Source organism: Burkholderia sp. 28_3 (assembly GCF_003253915.1).
Classification (GTDB): Bacteria; Pseudomonadota; Gammaproteobacteria; order Burkholderiales; family Burkholderiaceae; genus Burkholderia; species Burkholderia cenocepacia.
The window spans coordinates 130,111-147,137 of record NZ_QKZF01000001.1 but is presented as its reverse complement, the minus strand read 5'-3'; the positions used below and the strand labels follow the sequence as shown (position 1 = coordinate 147,137).

At 68.8% G+C, this 17,027-nt stretch carries 12 protein-coding genes and 1 pseudogene; 6 read left to right on the top strand and 7 right to left on the bottom strand.

Features of this window, described 5'->3' with window-relative positions; translation table 11 throughout:
* Positions 1-120: 120 nt before the first annotated feature.
* A complete protein-coding gene (locus tag DFS13_RS00660; RefSeq protein ID WP_034202170.1) occupies positions 121-1,371 on the bottom strand; it encodes an MFS transporter in 1,251 nt (416 codons plus the stop codon).
* Positions 1,372-1,513: 142 nt separating this feature from the next.
* On the opposite strand from DFS13_RS00660, the pseudogene DFS13_RS00655 reads away from it, so the two are divergent.
* From DFS13_RS00655 to DFS13_RS00645, 3 genes and pseudogenes are all read left to right on the top strand, one after another.
* Positions 1,514-1,953: pseudogene (locus DFS13_RS00655) on the top strand (LysR substrate-binding domain-containing protein); the annotation flags it as partial.
* Positions 1,954-2,130: 177 nt separating this feature from the next.
* Positions 2,131-2,709: a VOC family protein gene (locus DFS13_RS00650; RefSeq protein WP_034202169.1), complete on the top strand. Its 579-nt coding sequence runs from the start codon at positions 2,131-2,133 to the stop codon at positions 2,707-2,709.
* A complete protein-coding gene (locus DFS13_RS00645) occupies positions 2,706-3,461 on the top strand; it encodes a glucose 1-dehydrogenase (RefSeq protein WP_034202168.1) in 756 nt (251 codons plus the stop codon). Before DFS13_RS00650 ends, DFS13_RS00645 begins: the two co-directional genes overlap by 4 nt.
* Before the next feature lie 112 nt (positions 3,462-3,573).
* Here DFS13_RS00645 and DFS13_RS00640 read toward each other — a convergent pair whose 3' ends face one another.
* Positions 3,574-5,091, bottom strand: a complete 1,518-nt coding sequence (locus DFS13_RS00640; RefSeq protein ID WP_006496901.1) for a cytosine permease — start codon at positions 5,089-5,091, stop codon at positions 3,574-3,576.
* 202 nt (positions 5,092-5,293) lie between these two features.
* Positions 5,294-5,941: a glutathione S-transferase family protein gene (locus tag DFS13_RS00635; RefSeq protein WP_034202167.1), complete on the bottom strand. Its 648-nt coding sequence runs from the start codon at positions 5,939-5,941 to the stop codon at positions 5,294-5,296.
* Positions 5,942-6,046: 105 nt separating this feature from the next.
* Between DFS13_RS00635 and DFS13_RS00630 the strand changes: the two genes are divergently transcribed.
* Positions 6,047-7,159 (top strand): hypothetical protein, encoded by a 1,113-nt coding sequence (locus tag DFS13_RS00630; protein WP_006496897.1) that lies wholly within the window; start codon positions 6,047-6,049, stop codon positions 7,157-7,159.
* 16 nt (positions 7,160-7,175) lie between these two features.
* Here the strand turns inward: DFS13_RS00630 and DFS13_RS00625 are convergent, their stop codons facing one another.
* On the bottom strand, positions 7,176-7,631 hold the full coding sequence (locus DFS13_RS00625) for a MarR family winged helix-turn-helix transcriptional regulator (protein WP_006485425.1): 456 nt from the start codon (positions 7,629-7,631) through the stop codon (positions 7,176-7,178).
* Positions 7,632-7,804: 173 nt separating this feature from the next.
* Between DFS13_RS00625 and aceE the strand changes: the two genes are divergently transcribed.
* Entirely contained in the window at positions 7,805-10,489 is a 2,685-nt protein-coding gene (gene aceE / locus DFS13_RS00620; protein ID WP_034202166.1) for a pyruvate dehydrogenase (acetyl-transferring), homodimeric type, read from the top strand.
* A 51-nt stretch (positions 10,490-10,540) separates the two neighbouring features.
* Here the strand turns inward: aceE and DFS13_RS00615 are convergent, their stop codons facing one another.
* The 3 genes from DFS13_RS00615 to DFS13_RS00605 are packed head-to-tail and all read right to left on the bottom strand — an operon-like array spanning position 10,541 to position 16,444.
* Positions 10,541-12,064, bottom strand: coding sequence for an efflux transporter outer membrane subunit (locus DFS13_RS00615; protein ID WP_034202165.1), 1,524 nt, complete (start codon positions 12,062-12,064; stop codon positions 10,541-10,543).
* Positions 12,061-15,234, bottom strand: a complete 3,174-nt coding sequence (locus tag DFS13_RS00610) for an efflux RND transporter permease subunit (RefSeq protein ID WP_034203328.1) — start codon at positions 15,232-15,234, stop codon at positions 12,061-12,063. Before DFS13_RS00610 ends, DFS13_RS00615 begins: the two co-directional genes overlap by 4 nt.
* Positions 15,235-15,247: 13 nt before the next feature.
* Positions 15,248-16,444 (bottom strand): efflux RND transporter periplasmic adaptor subunit, encoded by a 1,197-nt coding sequence (locus DFS13_RS00605; RefSeq protein ID WP_034202164.1) that lies wholly within the window; start codon positions 16,442-16,444, stop codon positions 15,248-15,250.
* 79 nt (positions 16,445-16,523) lie between these two features.
* Between DFS13_RS00605 and soxR the strand changes: the two genes are divergently transcribed.
* Positions 16,524-17,003 (top strand): redox-sensitive transcriptional activator SoxR, encoded by a 480-nt coding sequence (gene soxR / locus DFS13_RS00600; protein WP_006485131.1) that lies wholly within the window; start codon positions 16,524-16,526, stop codon positions 17,001-17,003.
* The last annotated feature ends 24 nt before the right edge of the window (positions 17,004-17,027 follow it).

Sequence of the window (17,027 nt, the reverse complement as noted above, 5' to 3'; positions counted from 1 at the left end):
CCGCACGCGGCCCGGAACCTCTCCGGCCGCGACGCGCCAGTGTCGGGCCGCGCGGCGCGATGCGACAGCGGCGCGCGGGACAACCTCCGACAGGATCGGGCCAACGTACGTGTGAGCAATTTACGAGAGCGCGGCCGTTCGCGCGCCCGGCCGCGTGCGGCCGTACGCGACCATCATCGCGAAGCTGAGCAGGAAACCCGCGCCGCCGATCAGCAGCAGTCCGATTTCGCCGAATACGGGCAGCAGGTTCGTCAGCGCGCCCGTCACGACCCACGCGACCGCCATCACCGAGCCCGCGACGCCGAGCGCCCAGCCCTGCCGATCGTCGCTGACGGCATCGGAAAACGCCGTATACATCGTCGTGTACGCAACCATGTCGAAGCAGCCGACGACCATCGCGAGCGCCCACAGCACCGGTTCGTGCGGAAACAGCGCGGACAGGATCTGGCCAAGGCCGGCCACGAGCAGGCCCGTCTTCGCGATATCGATCACGCGCCACACGCGCAACATCAACCGCACGACACACAGCAGCCCGAACACGAAACAGATGCCGATCACGCCGCTGAACAGCCCGAGCCGCGCGCTCGTATAGCCGAATTTCGCCTGCAACAGCAGCATGATGGTCTGCAGGTAGAGTCCGTAGCCGACCTGCATCAGGAAGAACACCACCGACAGGAACGCGACGTTGCGCTGTCGCGCGGCCTCCCAGATGATCCGCAGCGGCAGCAATGGATCGATGCGCGTATCGCCGCGCGGCGCGGCGGAATCGCGATACGACGCCCAGGTCCAGCCCGCGCAGATCAGCGACAGCGCGGCGACCAGCACGAACGGCGTGCCGTAGTCGAACAGCGGCGAGATCGTCCGGTCGGACGTGACGCCGCCGAGCACCGGGCCGACGATCACGCCCGCGCTGAACGCGAGCGACATGATGCTCATGTTGTACGCCTTCGTGTCGGGTGTGCTGAGATCGGTGATGGCCGCCTGCGCGATGCCCTGGCAGCCGGCCATCAGGCCCGTGAGCCCACGGCCGACCAGCAGCAGCGCGATGCTGGCCCGCCACGCGCCGGCCGCCATCAGCGCGTAGCCGGCCGCGAGGCCGAGCACGCACAGCAGCAGGATCCGGCGGCGGCCATAGCGATCGGACAGCTCGCCCATCAGCGACGAGCCGAAGAACATGCACAGCGGGTAGATCCCGTAGCCGAGGCCGAGATAGAAATTGCGCGCATGCGCGCCGGCGTCGGCCGGCAGGATGCCCGCGTGCGGATCGCTGAAGATCGCGGACATCATCGGATAGACGAGCCCGAACCCCATCGCGTCGAGCGCGATGGCGAGCAGGCAGGGGCCGAGCAGGGTGTAGTCGAGCCGGGACATGGCGACCTTCTGGACAGAGTGGACGATCGCCCAAGCGTAATGACGCGGCGGCCGCCGCGGTAGATGGCCGGCCGCGATGCTCATCATCGGCTCGCCCGATACCCCGCCTGTGGCCCGCGCCGATGGATCGTGGCCCTATCTGGCGTCGCTGATGGCGCTGCCCGACCCGGACGCCGAGATCGAGTCGATCGCGCTGTTCGAGGACGAGATGTCCTTCCCCGCGTCGGTCGATTCGCCGTATGCGCAACGCGATGCGATCGATCTCCACGCATGCGGCGACGAACCGTTCGTGTCGCTCGGCGAAGGCTTCGCGACGCACCACGGCTTCACGGAGGCGTTCCGCCCGGCCGGTGTCGCGCCGAACGTCGTAATGCGCGTGGGCAACATCTTCTCGCTGATCAACCTCGTGTCGGGCGGCGTCGGCTGCTCGCTGCTGCCGGATCGCGCTCGCGACCGCTCGCCGGACCGACGATCCGCCAGACGATCGGCCTGTGCTTCCTGCATCGTCGCGAGCGCGACCCGAACCTGCTCGCGCTCGCGACCGTGTGCCGGCTGACGGTCAACGGGCCGAACGCGCGGTAACGCGTCGAGCGCATTGCCCGCCTTTCAGCTCGCGCACGCGTTGCGTCGGGGCGCCGCATCGCACGACGCTGCGTGCGCCTACTCGTCCGTTTGGATGGCACGAAACACGCGCTTTGTTGCGATCATGGCCGTCATGCATCGCACGGCACGCACCGGTGCGTCCGCCACGGAGACGACATGCACGACCCCGCCCTCGGCCCCATCGACCAGATCGGCTACGTAGTCGCCGACCTCGACCGCAGCATCGCGCGCTGGCGCGCCCGCCACGAGGTCGGCCCGTGGACCGTGTTCCGCAACGTGCGGCTCGACGGCTGCCATCTCGGCGAACCGGTGACGGTCACGATGGACGTCGGGCTCGCGTATCGCGGCGATCTACAGATCGAACTGATACACGTGACGAACGACACGCCGTCGCCGTATCGCGACGCGCACGGGCAGCCGCTCGTCGGCCTGCATCACGTCGCGTGGGTCGTCGACGATCTCGATGCGGCGGTCGCACGGCTCGCCGCCCGCGGCCTGCGCGTCGTGTTCGATGCGCACAACGCGGCCACACGCGTCGCGTATCTCGACGACGCCGACGATCCCGGCGTGCGCATCGAAGTGATCGAAGGCGCCGGCATGCGCGACCTGATCGCGCACGGCATCGCCGAAGCCCGTGCGTGGCGCGGTGGCGATCCGGTCCGCAGCGTGGACGCGGCGGCCGCGTCCACGCGAGCCGCGCACGCCCTCTTTCACTCACAGGAGCAAGTACGATGAAACGACTCGAAGGCAAGGTGGCGCTGATCACGGGCGGCGCCCGCGGCCAGGGCGAAGCGGAAGCGCGCCGGTTCGTCGCCGAAGGCGCACGCGTGGTGATCGCCGACGTGCTGGACGACGCCGGCCGGCGCGTCGCGGCCGAACTCGGCGATGCCGCACGCTTCCAGCATCTCGACGTGACGAACGAAGCCGACTGGCACGCCGCCGTTCAGGCCACGCTCGCGCAGTTCGGCCGGCTGGACATTCTCGTGAACAACGCGGCGATCCTGAAGCTCGTGCCGATCGAAGCGTGCTCGCTCGATGACTACCGCAAGGTGATCGACGTGAACCAGGTCGGCTGCTGGCTCGGGATGAAGTCGGCACTGGCCGCGCTGAAGGATGCGGGCGGCGGGTCGATCGTCAACGTGTCGTCGACGGCCGGGATGGAAGGCGTCGCGGGCGGCAGCGCCTACGTGTCGAGCAAGTTCGCGGTGCGCGGGATGACGAAGGCCGCCGCGCTCGAATTCGGCCGCTACGGCATTCGCGTGAACTCGGTGCATCCGGGCGGCATCGATACGGTGATGGCGCGCCCGCCCGAGTTCGCGGATTTCGATCCGTCGTCGATCTACAGCGGCCTGCCGATCGCGCGCATCGGCAAGCCCGACGAAGTGGCCAGCCTCGTGCTGTTCCTCGCGTCCGACGAATCCACGTATTGCACGGGCTCGGAATTCATCGTCGACGGCGGGCTGCTCGCGGGCAGCACGTTCCACTGACACAACGCGGCGCTTCGCCACAAACGTCAACCCAAACGACAACGCCGCCGGCGGCTGAGCCCGCACGGCGGCGTTGTCATTTCCGGATCAGGTGCAATCCGCCGGCCAGCAATCAGTATCCCTTCGGCTGGATCGCCGGTGCGCCGACCTCGCGCGCCCTCCCCTTGCCGCCGCGCACGAAACGGCGCCCGTGCGGGCCGTACACGCCGTCCGGTTCCGGATACAGCGTCAGCAGCGCGAAGTACAGCATCCCGCCCACTGCAAGCGACAGCGGCACGCTCAGGTCGAGCCCGCCCGCGAGGTTGCCGAGCGGCCCGACGAACTGGCCCGGCAGGTTCACGAACGCGAGCCCGACGAACGCGGCCGGCAGCCACGCGCCCATCGCGCGCACGTTCCAGCCGTGCGTGAACCAGTAGTGGCCACCGCGCAGCCCGCGATTGAACACCTGCAGATCGTCGGCGAGATAGTAACCGCGGCGGGTCACGTAGCCGATCACCATGATCGCCATCCACGGGCAGCTGAACGTGTCGATCAGCGTCGAGAACGTCGCGACGCTTTCGACGAGGTTGAACCAGAAACGCCCGACGAAGATGAACGCGATCGCGATCGTGCCGATCAGCAGCGTCGCGCGCACACGGTTCAGGACCCGCGGGAACATGCTCGATACGTCGAGGCCCGTGCCGTACAGCGCGGTCGTGCCGGTCGACATCCCGCCGATGATCGCGATCAGGCACATCGGCAGCAGGAACCAGCGCGGCGAAATCGCGAGCAATCCGCCGACGTAGTCGTTCGACGCGATGAACGCGGGCGCCTTCGACGCGATGATCGTCGCGGTCGCGAGGCCGAAGAAGAACGGCACGAAGGTCGCGATCTGCGCGGCGAACACCGCCCCCATCACGCGACGCTTCGGTGTGTGCTGCGGAATGTAGCGCGCCCAGTCGCCCAGCGTCGACGCGAACGACACCGGGTTGCTCAGCGCGACCAGCACCGCGCCGACGAACGCGGCCCAGAAGCCCGCGCTGCCCTGTTGCAGCGTACCCGCGTAGCGCATGTCGAACAGGCCGGCGAACGCGAACAGGCCCGCGACGAACAGCACGCTCGCGGCCCACACGGCGATCTTGTTGACCCACAGCATGAAGCGGAAGCCGTAGATGCAGACGATCAGCACGAGCACCGCGAACACCAGGTACGCGGCGCCGAGCGTGAAGCCGTTGACCGGCACGCCGGCCAGGTTGTGCGCACCGCCGACGAGCGCGTCGCCCGAGCTCCACACCGCGAGCGAGAAGAACGCGATCGACGTGAGCAGCGCGAGGAACGAGCCGACGATCCGGCCGTGGATGCCGAAATGCGCGCCGGACGACACCGGGTCGCTGGTGCCGTTGCGCGGGCCGAACAGGCTCATCGGCGCGAGGATGCAGGTGCCGGCGAGCACGCCGAGCACGATCGCGCAGACGCCCGCCTTGAACGACAGGCCGACCAGCACGGGAAAGCTGCCGAGCACCGATGTGGAAAACGTATTGCAGCCGCCGAACAGCAACCGGAACAGATCGATCGGCCGCGCATAGCGCGATGCATCGGGAATGCGCTCGAAACCGAACGACTCGACCTGCGTAATCCTGCCTTCACTCATTTTGTCTCCAGCTCCTCGTGCGTCGGTACGGCCCGGGGCTGCGGCCATACGACACATCGTCATCGATTCGCGGCCACTCTAAACCGGATCGGGCCGCGCAAATATCACGCATTCGAGACGTTTACGACGAAGGAGAACAATGTTTTCCCGGCGGCCAAGCGGCCGGCGCCCGCGCCGTCCATCCGGCGCGGGCGATGCGACGTCAGTGCGCCGCCTCGGCCGCCGGCGCGCGGCATGCGATCAGGCCCCGTTGCACGGCCGGCCGCGCGGCGATCTCGGCGAGCCAGCGCTCGACGTGCGGGAAGCCGGTCACGTCGAGATCGAGCTCGGCCGCCGTGCGCAGCCACGGGAACGCGGCGATATCGGCGATCGAATACCGCGACGACGCGAGATACGCCGATTCCGACAGGCGGCCGTTCACGACCCCGTAGAGCCGCAGCGCCTCCTTCCGGTAGCGGTCGATCGCTTCCGCATTGACCGTCTTCGATGCATGCAGGAACCACCACAGCTGGCCGAGCATCGGCCCGATCCCGCCGATCTGGAAATGCAGCCATTGCTGGACCGCCGTGCGCTCGGCCAGCGTGTCAGGCTGCAGGCAGCCGGTCTTGGCGGCGAGATAGCCGAGGATCGCGCCGGATTCGAATACGGCGAGCCCCGTGTCGTGGTCGACGATGGCCGGGATCTTGCCGTTCGGATTGATCGCGAGATACGCCGGGCTGCGCTGCTCGCCGGCGGACAGGTCCACCAGCACGCGATCGTGCGCGAGCCCGGCCTCTTCCAGGTAGATCGCGATCTTGTGCCCGTTCGGCGTGTCGGCCGTATAGAACGTGAGGGAGTGCGTCGAGGTCATGTCGGTCCTTGTCATCGGGTTATCGTTGCAACTACAATCGTTGCAATTGCAATCCTATGCCGGAATCGATGACGCCGGCGCCATGCCAGTACTCGAAGGAGGGACATGCAGACTGCGCGATCCGGTCCGCCCGTGCGGACGCCCGATACCCGTCGCGCCGCGGCGGCCTGCCTCGAACGGCTGACCACGCGGCGGCTCGTGCCGCCAGGCGCGGCGGTCTCGCCGCTCGGCGCGATGCGGGCAGCCGCCGAGTGTCTCGAACGCGATGCGGCGACGTCGAAGCGCGTGTGGATCGTCCGCGCCGATGCGCGCGAGCCGGTTTCCGGCACGCATGCGCATCGCCACATCAGTGCGTGGCCGCTGCGGTTTCTCGATCCGGGCAAGCGCTTCGAGCGGCCGCTGTTGTACCTGCTGCATGCGCGCGCGATCGACCGGTTGCGGCTCGCGTCGATCGAAACCGTTGATCGCGGGATCTTCGTGAACGACGCGGAAACGGCCGCATCGTCATGGCCGAAGGGCGTGACGCCCGACGTCCCGCACTGGCTCGCCGCGAACGCCGCGTGCACGCCGTACGATCCGGCGTCGGGACACGAAGCGATCGCGATCCTGCGCCACGCGCTGCGCACGCTGTACGTCGCCGGCCAGCCTGGCTTCGTCTATCTCGCGAGCCATGACGACTGCGAGCCCGATGCGAAGCCGCTGTCGGCGTCGGCCGCCCGCGACGCGTTCAACGGCATGGTGCGGGCCGGCCGGCGTGCCGCCGCCGGCGCCGCAGCGCATATCCGGCTGTGCGGCGCGGGCAGCACGCTCGCGCAGGTCAGGGAAGCGGCCGACCTGCTGCACGACGAATGGCGAATCGACTCGACGATCTGGAGCTGCCCGAGCTATACGCAGCTCGCGCGCGACGGTCGCGCGGCCGAACGCTGGAACCTGCTGCATCCGCATGACGCCCCGCGCGTTCCGCACGTGCGGGCCTGCCTCGGCGAAGGCGGCACGCCGGTGCTCGCGGTGACCGGCTATGCACGGCACATTGCCGCGCAGATCGGTGCGTTCGTGCCGGCCCGCTTCACGGCGCTCGGCGCGGATTCGGCCGGGCCCGGCGCACGCGCGCCGACCGCGCGCTGGATCGTCGCGGTCGCGCTGCGCCTGCTGGCCGACGATGGCCGCGTGCCGGCCGACTGGGCCGCGCAGGCGATGCGCGGCCATGCGCGCGGCTGATGCGCGCCGGACGCCGTTACTTCGCGTCGGCCGCCGCGTCGCGCGCGGCGGCGGTCGCGCGATCGAGCGCGGCGGCCATCGTCGCCTGCTCCTTGCCCGTGAACTGGTCGAGAAACAGCTCCGCGACCGTCGACTGGTACACCTTCCACATCTTCTTGCGCAGCGTCCGCCCCTTGTCGGTGATGCTCGCAAACGCCGCGCGGCCATCGTCGGCCGACCGCGCGCGCGTGACGAGCCCGTCCTGTTCCAGCCGATCGACGAGCCGCGTGAGGTTGTAGCGCTCGATCGCGAGCACGTCGGCGAGTTCGTGCATGCGGCGCGTGCCGTCGGGCCCGCTTTCGAGCCCCCACAGCGCGTCGTACCACGCGTACGCGGGCAGGCCGGCCGCCGCAAGGCGGCGCTCGATCTCGCGAATCATCGTCCGGTGCGCGCGGACGAACGAGAACCACAGATCGGGTTCGGGTGCGCTCATGTCAGGTCGTTCCTTTTGTTGAATTGCAGTTGCAATTAAATTTTACCTCGATAACAATGCCCGTCATACGATTGCAATTGCAACTACTTGCCCGCCAACCGGCGGGCGTTTCGTCGCGCGACGCGGCGCCACGACCGTCGCTGCGCGCTGCCTGATGCTTCTGGAGACATTGCATGACCGCACCTCTCGCGTTACCCGACATCGATCCGCAGGAAACCCGCGAATGGCTCGATGCGCTCGAATCCGTGATCGCGCTCGAAGGCCGTCCGCGCGCGCACTATCTGCTCGACCAGCTCGCCGATCTCGACGCGGCCCGGCATGGCGACCTGCACGGCCGCGTGACGACCGCGTACGTGAACACCGTGCCGCGCGAGCGGCAGCCGGCCTACCCGGGCGATCTCGCGCTCGAGCGGCGGCTGAACGCGATGATTCGCTGGAACGCGATGGTGATGGTGCTGCGCGCCGGCCGGCATTCGAACGTCGGCGGCCACATCGCGACCTACCAGTCGGCGGCCGTGCTGTACGACGTCGGCTTCGACCACTTCTTCCGCGGCCGCACCGATACGTTCGACGGAGACATGGTCTACATCCAGGGCCACTCGGCGCCCGGCATCTATGGCCGCGCATACCTGGAAGGCCGCATCACCGACGCGCAGCTCGACCATTTCCGCCGCGAGACCGGCCGCGAAGCCGGCCGCGACGGACTGTCGTCGTATCCGCATCCGCGCCTGATGCCCGATTTCTGGCAGTTCCCGACCGTGTCGATGGGGCTCGGGCCGCTCACGGCCGCGTATCAGGCGCGTTTCATGCGCTACCTCGAATATCGCGGGCTGAAGGCGCATCAGGGCCGCAAGGTGTGGGCGTTTCTCGGCGACGGCGAAATGGACCAGCCCGAATCGCTCGCGGCGATCTCGCTGGCCGGGCGCGAGCGGCTCGACAACCTGATCTTCGTCGTCAACTGCAACCTGCAGCGCCTCGACGGCCCGGTGCGCGGCAACGGCAAGGTCATTCAGGAACTCGAGGGCACGTTCCGCGCGGCCGGCTGGAACGTCGTCAAGGTGATCTGGGGCGGCGGCTGGGATCGCCTGCTCGAACGCGACACGACGGGCCTGCTGCGCCAGCGCATGATGGAATGCGTGGACGGCGACTACCAGACCTTCAAGTCGCAAAGCGGCGCCTACGTGCGCGAGCATTTCTTCGGCAAGTACCCCGAACTGCTCGATCTGGTCGCCGACCTGTCCGACGACGACATCTGGAAACTGGCGCGCGGCGGCCACGATCCGGAGAAGGTGCATGCGGCCTATGCGCAGGCGATGCGCGCCGACGGCCGGCCGACCGTCGTGCTCGCGAAGACGGTCAAGGGCTTCGGGATGGGCGAAGCCGGCGAAGGCCAGAACGTGAACCATCAGTTGAAGAAGATGAGCGCGGATGCGGTACGTGCATTCCGCGACCGCTTCGCGCTGCCGGTCAGCGACGCGCAGCTCGACGCGCTGCCTTACCTGAAGCCGGAACCGGGCAGTGCCGAGGCACGCTATTTCGCGGAACGCCGCGCCGCGCTCGGCGGCCACGTGCCGGCCCGCTTCCACGCGGTCGCGCCGCTGCCGACGCCGCCGCTCGCCGCATTCGACGCGCAACTGAAAGACACCGGAGAGCGCGGCTTGTCGACGACGATGGCGTTCGTGCGCATCCTCGGCACGCTGCTGAAGGACCCACAGCTCGGCAAGCTGGTCGTGCCGATCGTGCCGGACGAGTCGCGCACGTTCGGGATGGAGGGCCTGTTCCGCCAGATCGGCATCCATTCGCATCTCGGCCAGCTCTATACGCCGCAGGACGCGGGTCAGCTCAGCTACTACAAGGAAGCGAAGGACGGGCAGATCCTGCAGGAAGGGATCAACGAATCGGGCGCGATCGCGTCGTGGATCGCGGCCGGCACCGCGTACAGCAACCACGGGTTGCCGGCGATCCCGTTCTACATCTTCTATTCGATGTTCGGGCTGCAGCGGGTCGGCGATCTCGCGTGGGCCGCCGGCGACGCGCGCACGCGCGGCTTCCTGCTCGGCGCGACGTCGGGCCGCACGACATTGATGGGCGAAGGGCTGCAGCACAACGACGGACACAGCCACGTGCTGTCGTCGGTGATTCCGAACTGCGTGTCGTACGACCCGACCTATGCGTACGAACTCGCGGTGATCGTGCGCGACGGGTTGCGGCGGATGTTCGCGGAGCAGGAGGACGTCTACTACTACATCACGCTGCTCAACGAGAACTATCCGCATCCGGCGCTGCCCGACGGTGCGGAAACCGGCATCCTGAAGGGGCTCTACCTGCTGCGCGACGGCCCGCCGCACGCGGCCGACGCGCCGCGCGTGCAGTTGATGGGCAGCGGCGCGATCCTGCGCGAAACGCTTGCCGCGAGCGACCTGCTCGCGCAGGACTTCGGCGTGTCGAGCGACGTCTGGAGCGCGACGAGCCTGACCGAGCTGCGCCGCGACGGGCTCGCCGCGGAACGCTGGAACCTGCTGCATCCGGACGCGGCGCCGCGCGTGCCGTACGTGCAGCAATGCCTCGACGGCCGCGCGGGGCCGGTGGTCGTCGCGACCGACTACATGAAGATCGTCGGCGACCAGATCCGGGCGTTCGTCGACGGTCGCCGCTTCGTGTCGCTCGGCACCGACGGCTTCGGCCGCTCGGATACGCGCGAGGCGCTGCGCACGTTCTTCGAGGTCGACCGGCACTTCATCGTGATCGCCGCACTGAAGGCGCTCGCCGACGACGGCATGATCGAACGGGCTCGCGTCGGCGAAGCGATCCGGCGTTACGGCATCGATATCGACAAGGTCGATCCGGCCACCGTGTAGTCATGCGGCGCGCGGCAGGCTGCATCGCATCGGCCTGCCGCGCCGCCGGCGCTACTGCCCCGACCGCGCGAGCGGACCGGGCGCGCCCTGCCCCGTGCCCGACGGCCAGCCGCCCGCGAGCGCCTTGTACAGCGCGACCGTCGATGCCGCGCTGCGCATCCGCCCGTCGGCCGCGGCGTCCTGCGCCTGCAGCAGCGTCCGCTGCGCGTCCAGCACTTCGTAGTAGTCGATCGCGCCGGCCGAGAACCGGGCCTGCGCGAGCTGCGCGGCGCGCGCGCTGTCGTCGGCCGCGCGCACGAGGTGCGCGGTCTCGTCGCGCGTGCGGGCGACACGCAGCAGCGCGTTCTCGGTTTCCTCCAGCGCGCCGAGCACGGTCTGCCGGTACTGCGCAAGCTGGCCGGCCGCTTCCGCGTCGCTCGCGGCGATCCGTGCGCGCACGCGGCCGACGTCGAGGAACGACCAGTCGATGCCGAGCGCGATCAGGTTCGTGTCGCTGCCCGCGCGAAAGAACCCGTAGCTGCTCGTCGCGCTGCCGAGCAGCCCCGACAGCGTAAAGCGCGGGAACAGGTCGGCGGTCGCGACGCCGACGCGCGCGGTCGCCGCATGCAGCCGCGCCTCGGCGGCCGCGACATCGGGCCGGCGGCGCAGCAGCTCGCCCGGCGTGCCGGGATCGATGTCGGCCGCGAGCGCCGGCAGCAGCACCGGCGTGCCGGTCGACGCGGCCGTCCCCGGCAGGTCGAACCGGCCGATCAGCGCATCCGGCGTCTGCCCGGTCAGCACCGCGAGCCGATGCTCGTCGACGCCGATCGCGGCTTCGTACACGGCGATCCGCGAGGTCGTCGATTCGTACTGCGCACGCGCGCGCGCCGCATCCAGTTCGGAGCCGCGTCCCGCGCCGACGCGCGCATTGATCAGCGCGAGCGTCTGCTTCTGGTTGTCGGCGTTCTCGCGGGCGATCCGCAAGCGCTCCTGCGAGCCGCGCAGATCGACGTACGTGCTCGCGACCTCGCCCGCGATCGCGACGCGCACCGCGCGCACGTCGGCCGCGCTGGCCGCCGTTTCCGCGCGCTGCGACTCGATCGAGCGGCGCACCCGGCCGAACAGGTCGAGTTCCCACGCGGCATTGATGCCGACGCTCGACGTCGGCGCATCTCGCTGGCTGCGCGGCGCACCGAACGCCTGGTCCTTGCTCATCAACCGATGGCCGATCTGGCCGCTCGCGGTAATCGTCGGATAGCGGTCGAACGTGGCCTGCGACAGCAGCGCATTCGATGCGTCGTAGCGCGATACGGCGACCTGCAGGTCCTGATTCGCGGCGAGCGCGGCATCGATCAACTGCGTCAGCGTCGGATCGCCGAACCCGCGCCAGAACGTGGCATCGGCGGCAGCCGACGCGTCGGGCGGCGTCTCGGGCGCCGTATCGGCCGGCGCCGCATCGTGCTGCGTCGCCGGGTGGGCGTCGCGCGCGAACCGCGCGGCGGTGGCGGTGTCGGGCCGTTTGAAATCGGGGCCCACCGCGCATGCGGCGAGCGTCACCGACATCGCGAGCGCGGAAAGACGGAACGCGGCGCTCATCGGTTTTCTCCTTCGAGGGTGCCGTGCTGTTCGCTCCAGACGGCCGGCGTGCCGCCCGCGAGCTTGCGGATCGCCACATAGAACACGGGCGTCAGGAACAGCCCGAACAGCGTGACGCCCAGCATCCCGGCGAACACGGTGATGCCGGTGGCCGCCCGCACCTCGCTGCCCGCGCCGCTGCCGATCAGCAGCGGCACCGAGCCCGCGATGAACGCGACCGACGTCATCACGATCGGACGCAGCCGCAGCTTGCACGCCTCGAGCGCGGCTTCGACCACGCCCTTGCCCTGGATCTCGAGTTCGCGCGCGAATTCGACGATCAGGATCGCGTTCTTGCACGCAAGCCCCATCAGCACGACCAGGCCGACCTGCACGAACACGTTGTTGTCGCCGCCGGACAGCCACACGCCGAACAGCGCCGCGCACATGCACACGGGCACGATCAGGATCACCGCGAGCGGCAGCGTCCAGCTCTCGTACAACGACGCAAGCACCAGGAACACCAGCATCACCGCGAGCGGGAACACGACGATCGCCGCGTTGCTCTGCGTGACCTGCTGATAGCTGAGGTCGGTCCATTCGAGCGTGATGCCCGGCGGCAGCACCTCCTTCGCGATCTGCTGCAGCTTCGCGATCGCCTGCGACGACGACATCATCTTCGGATCGGCGTCGCCGATCAGGTCGGCGGCCGGATAGCCGTTGTAGCGGACCACCGGGTCGGGGCCGTACGCGGGCCCGACCGTCACCATCGAGCCGATCGGCACCATCTCGCCCTTCGCGTTGCGCGTGCGCAGGTTCGCGATGTCGGCGGCCGTCTGCCGGTGGCCGGCGTCCGCCTGCGCCATCACGCGATACACGCGGCCGAACACGTTGAAGTCGTTCACGTACATCGAGCCGAGATACACCTGCAACGTATTGAACAGATCGGTCAGCGCGACGCCCTGCGCCTTCGCCTTCAGCCGGTCGACCTTCACCTCGAGCTGCGGAATGTTCGCCTGGTACGAGCTGACGGGATAGCTCATCCCCGGCGTCTTCGCGACCGCGGCCTGGAACGCGCCGAGCGCCTTCTGCAATTCGCCGTAGCCAAGCCCGCCGCGATCCTCCAGGTACAGCGAGTAGCCGGAGCCGTTGCCGAGGCCCTGGATCGGCGGCGGCATCAGCGCATAGGTGATGCCGCCGTCGATCGCCGCGAAGCGCGCGTTCAGGTCCGCGTTGATCTGCGCGGCGCTGCGGTGACGCTGGTCGAACGGCTTCAGGATCACGTACGAGTTCGTGATGTTCGGCGTGTTCACGCCCTGCAGCGCGTTCAGCCCCGCGAACGCCGGCACCATCTCGACGCCGTCGGTGCCGAGCGCGATCTTCGTCATCTGCTCGGTCACCGCGCTGGTGCGCGCGAGCGATGCGCCTTCCGGCAGCTTCGCGCCCGCGAACAGGTAAAGCTTGTCCTGCACCGGGATGAAGCCGCCCGGCACCGCGTTGAACAGCAGCGCGGTGGCCGCGAGGAGCGCCGCATAGACGGCGAACACCACGCCGCGCCGCTTCAGCGTGCGCCCGACGACGCCGTGGTAGCGGTTGGAACTGCGCTCGAAGAAGCGGTTGAACGGATGAAACAGCCAGCCGAATGCGCGATCGAGCCCGCGCGTCAACGCATCCTTCGGCGCGCCGTGCGGACGCAGCAGCTTCGCCGCGAGCGCGGGCGACAGCGTCAGCGAGTTGATCGCGGAGATCACCGTCGAGATCGCGATCGTCACCGCGAACTGCTTGTAGAACTGGCCGGTGACGCCCGACATGAATGCCATCGGCACGAACACCGCGCACAGCACGAGCGCGATCGCGACGATCGGCCCCGACACCTCGCGCATCGCCTGGTGCGCGGCATCGCGCGGGCTCAACCCCTGCGCGATGTTGCGCTCGACGTTCTCGACGACCACGATCGCATCGTCGACGACGATGCCGATCGCGAGCACGAGCCCGAACAGCGTGAGCGTATTGATCGAATAGCCGAGCAGGTAGAGCCACGCGAACGTGCCGACCACCGACACCGGCACCGCGACGAGCGGAATGATCGACGCGCGCCAGGTCTGCAGGAACAGGATCACGACGAGCACGACCAGCACCACGGCCTCGATCAGCGTGTGCTGCACCGCGCGGATCGATTCGCGCACGAACACCGTCGGGTCCCACACGGGGCGGTACGCGACGCCGGGCGGGAAGCGCTTCGACAGCTCGTCGAGCTTCGCGTACACGGCCTTCGCGACGTCCAGCGCATTCGCGCCCGGCGACAGGAAGATGCCGACCACGGCTGAATGCTTGTCGTTGAAATACGAGCGCAGCGTGTAGTCGCCCGCGCCGAGCTCGATGCGCGCGACGTCGGACAGTTTCACCACCTGGCCGTCGTCGCCGTTGCGCAGCACGATGTCGCCGAATTCCTGCACCGTGCGCAGGCGGCCGCGCACGTTGATCGACACGAGGAAGTCGTTTTTCTTCGGCGACGGCTCCGCGCCGAGCTGGCCGGCCGACACCTGCACGTTCTGCTCGCGCACGGCCGCGATCACGTCGCTCGCGGTCAACCCGCGCGACGCGAGCCGGTTCGGGTCGAGCCACAGCCGCATCGCGTAGTCGCCGGAGCCGTACACGCCGACGTCGCCGATGCCGGTGAGCCGCGACAGTTCGTCCTTCACGTGCAGCGTCAGGTAGTTGCGCAGGTACAGCGAATCGCGGCTGTTGTCCGGCGAATAGAGGCTCACGTACATCAGCGGCGTGGGCGACTGCTTCTGCGTGGTCACGCCGTACTGCCGCACCTCGTCGGGCAGGCGCGACAGCGCCTGGCTCACGCGGTTCTGCACGCGCACGGCGGCCGTGTCGGGATCGACGCCCTGCAGGAACGTGACGACGACCTGCAGGCTGCCGTCCGACCCGGCGACCGACTTCATGTACATGATGCCTTCGACGCCGTTGATCGCCTCTTCCAGCGGTTCGGCGACCGACTCGGCGATTTCCTTCGGGTTCGCGCCGGGGTACGTGGCACGCACGACGACGCTCGGCGGCACGACTTCCGGATATTCGCCGGCCGGCAGCATCGGAATCGAGATCAGGCCGAGCGCGAAGATGACGATCGACAGCACGACCGCGAAGATCGGCCGGTCGATGAAGAAACGGGAGAAATCCATCGTCTCGCTCCCGTCATTGCGCGGCAGGCGCGCCGGCATCGGCGAGCGCCTGCGTGGCGCTGCCCGCGTCGGCGCGCGCGGGCAGCGCCTTCGGCTTGACCTGCGCGCCCGGATAGTAGATGCGCTGCACGCCGTCGACCACCACTCGGTCGCCCGACTGCAGCCCCTTCTCGACGATCCGCTCGCCGTCGAGCTCGCGGCCGATCGTCACGTCACGGCGCAACGCCTTGTCGCCGGGGCCGATCACGTAGACGTACTTGCGGTCCTGGTCGGTCAGCACGGCCTTGTCGTCGACCAGCAATGCATCCTGGTCGCGGCCGCTGACGAGCTGCACGCGCGCATACAGGCCCGGCGTAAACGTATGGTCCGCATTCGGCAGCCGCACGCGGGCGCGGATCGTGCCGGTTTGCGGATCGAGCCGGTTGTCGAGGAAATCGACGGTGCCCGCATGCGGAAAGCCCGTTTCGTTCGCGAGGCCGACGCGCACCGGATCGGCGCCGATCGCGCGATGCTTCGGATCGGCGCGCCGCGCGTTGTAGCGCAGGTAGCTTTGCTCGTCGCAATCGAAATACACGTAGACGGGGTCCTGCGACACGACGGTCGTCAGCAGCGTGTCGTCCGCGCGTGCGAGGTTGCCGACGGTCGCGACCGCGCGGCCGACACGGCCCGCGATCGGCGCGCGCACTTCGGTGAAGCCGAGATTGAGCTTCGCGTCGGCCACGGCCGCATCGGCCGCCTGCAGATCGGCGCGCGCCTGCTCGGCGGCGGCGCGCGCGTTGTCGAGTTCTTCCTGCGACGTCGCATGCGCATCGATCAGCGTCTGCACGCGCTTGAGCTGCACGTTCGCGAGGCTCGCGGCCGCACGCGCGCGCTGCTGCTGCGCATTCGCACGATCGAGCGCGATCCGGTACGGCCGCGGATCGATCTCGAACAGCAGCGCGCCCTGCGCGACCACATCGCCCTCCTTGTACGCGACGCGCTGCAGATAGCCGCTGACGCGCGGCCGCAGTTCGACCGCGTCGACCGCTTCGACGCGCCCGTTGAATTCGTCCGCGAGGCGGATGGTGCGTGGCGCAACGGTGGCGACGCCGACTTCGGGAAGGGGATGAGCCGACGATGTGCCTTTGCCGTCGTGACAGCCCGACAACGCCAGCAACAGGGCGCAAGCCGCGCCCAAAGGCGACGTCCTGCGTAGGGAAAAGGAGAGCATGATGCCTCGCGACGGGTTAAACTGCCGCGTAGCATAAAAGTTGAAGTTAACTTCAAGTCAAGCTTTCCCGGAGGGCGTCATGGGTATCCAGGAAACCCCGCAATGGCCGCTGATGTCGATCCGCGAAGTGGCCGCGCGCAGCGGCGTGCCGGCGTCGACGCTGCGTTTCTACGAGACGCGCGGGTTGATCAAGTCGCACCGCAACGGCTCGAGCCATCGCCACTATTCGCGCGCGGTGCTGCGGCTGATCGCGTTCATCGTGTTCGCGCAGAAGATCGGCTATTCGCTCGACGAAATCGCCGAGCAACTCGTCAGCCTGCCCGAGGACACCGCGCCGAGCAACAAGGACTGGCAGCGGCTGTCGCGCGGCTGGAAGCAGCGCGTCGCGAGCCGGATCGAGGAGCTGCAGCGACTCTACATCAACCTCGACGAATGCATCGGCTGCGGCTGCCTGTCGCTGAAACGCTGCAAGCTGACCAACCCGGAAGACCGCGCGGGCCGCAACGGGCCCGGCGCGCGGCGCTGGCTCGGCGACAAGCCGCCGACCGATTGCGAATGACGCGCCGGCCGGGCACGCGCTGCA

What these genes read in the sequence shown, in the direction of transcription:
- DFS13_RS00650 (WP_034202169.1), top strand. Translation starts at nt 2,131, where the DNA reads ATGCACGACCCCGCCCTCGGCCCCATCGACCAGATCGGCTACGTAGTC.
- DFS13_RS00645 (WP_034202168.1), top strand. Translation starts at nt 2,706, where the DNA reads ATGAAACGACTCGAAGGCAAGGTGGCGCTGATCACGGGCGGCGCCCGC.
- DFS13_RS00630 (WP_006496897.1), top strand. Translation starts at nt 6,047, where the DNA reads ATGCAGACTGCGCGATCCGGTCCGCCCGTGCGGACGCCCGATACCCGT.
- DFS13_RS00605 (WP_034202164.1), bottom strand. Translation starts at nt 16,444, where the DNA reads ATGCTCTCCTTTTCCCTACGCAGGACGTCGCCTTTGGGCGCGGCTTGC.
- soxR (WP_006485131.1), top strand. Translation starts at nt 16,524, where the DNA reads ATGGGTATCCAGGAAACCCCGCAATGGCCGCTGATGTCGATCCGCGAA.
- DFS13_RS00635 (WP_034202167.1), bottom strand. Translation starts at nt 5,941, where the DNA reads ATGACCTCGACGCACTCCCTCACGTTCTATACGGCCGACACGCCGAAC.
- DFS13_RS00660 (WP_034202170.1), bottom strand. Translation starts at nt 1,371, where the DNA reads ATGTCCCGGCTCGACTACACCCTGCTCGGCCCCTGCCTGCTCGCCATC.
- DFS13_RS00610 (WP_034203328.1), bottom strand. Translation starts at nt 15,234, where the DNA reads ATGGATTTCTCCCGTTTCTTCATCGACCGGCCGATCTTCGCGGTCGTG.
- DFS13_RS00640 (WP_006496901.1), bottom strand. Translation starts at nt 5,091, where the DNA reads ATGAGTGAAGGCAGGATTACGCAGGTCGAGTCGTTCGGTTTCGAGCGC.
- DFS13_RS00615 (WP_034202165.1), bottom strand. Translation starts at nt 12,064, where the DNA reads ATGAGCGCCGCGTTCCGTCTTTCCGCGCTCGCGATGTCGGTGACGCTC.
- aceE (WP_034202166.1), top strand. Translation starts at nt 7,805, where the DNA reads ATGACCGCACCTCTCGCGTTACCCGACATCGATCCGCAGGAAACCCGC.
- DFS13_RS00625 (WP_006485425.1), bottom strand. Translation starts at nt 7,631, where the DNA reads ATGAGCGCACCCGAACCCGATCTGTGGTTCTCGTTCGTCCGCGCGCAC.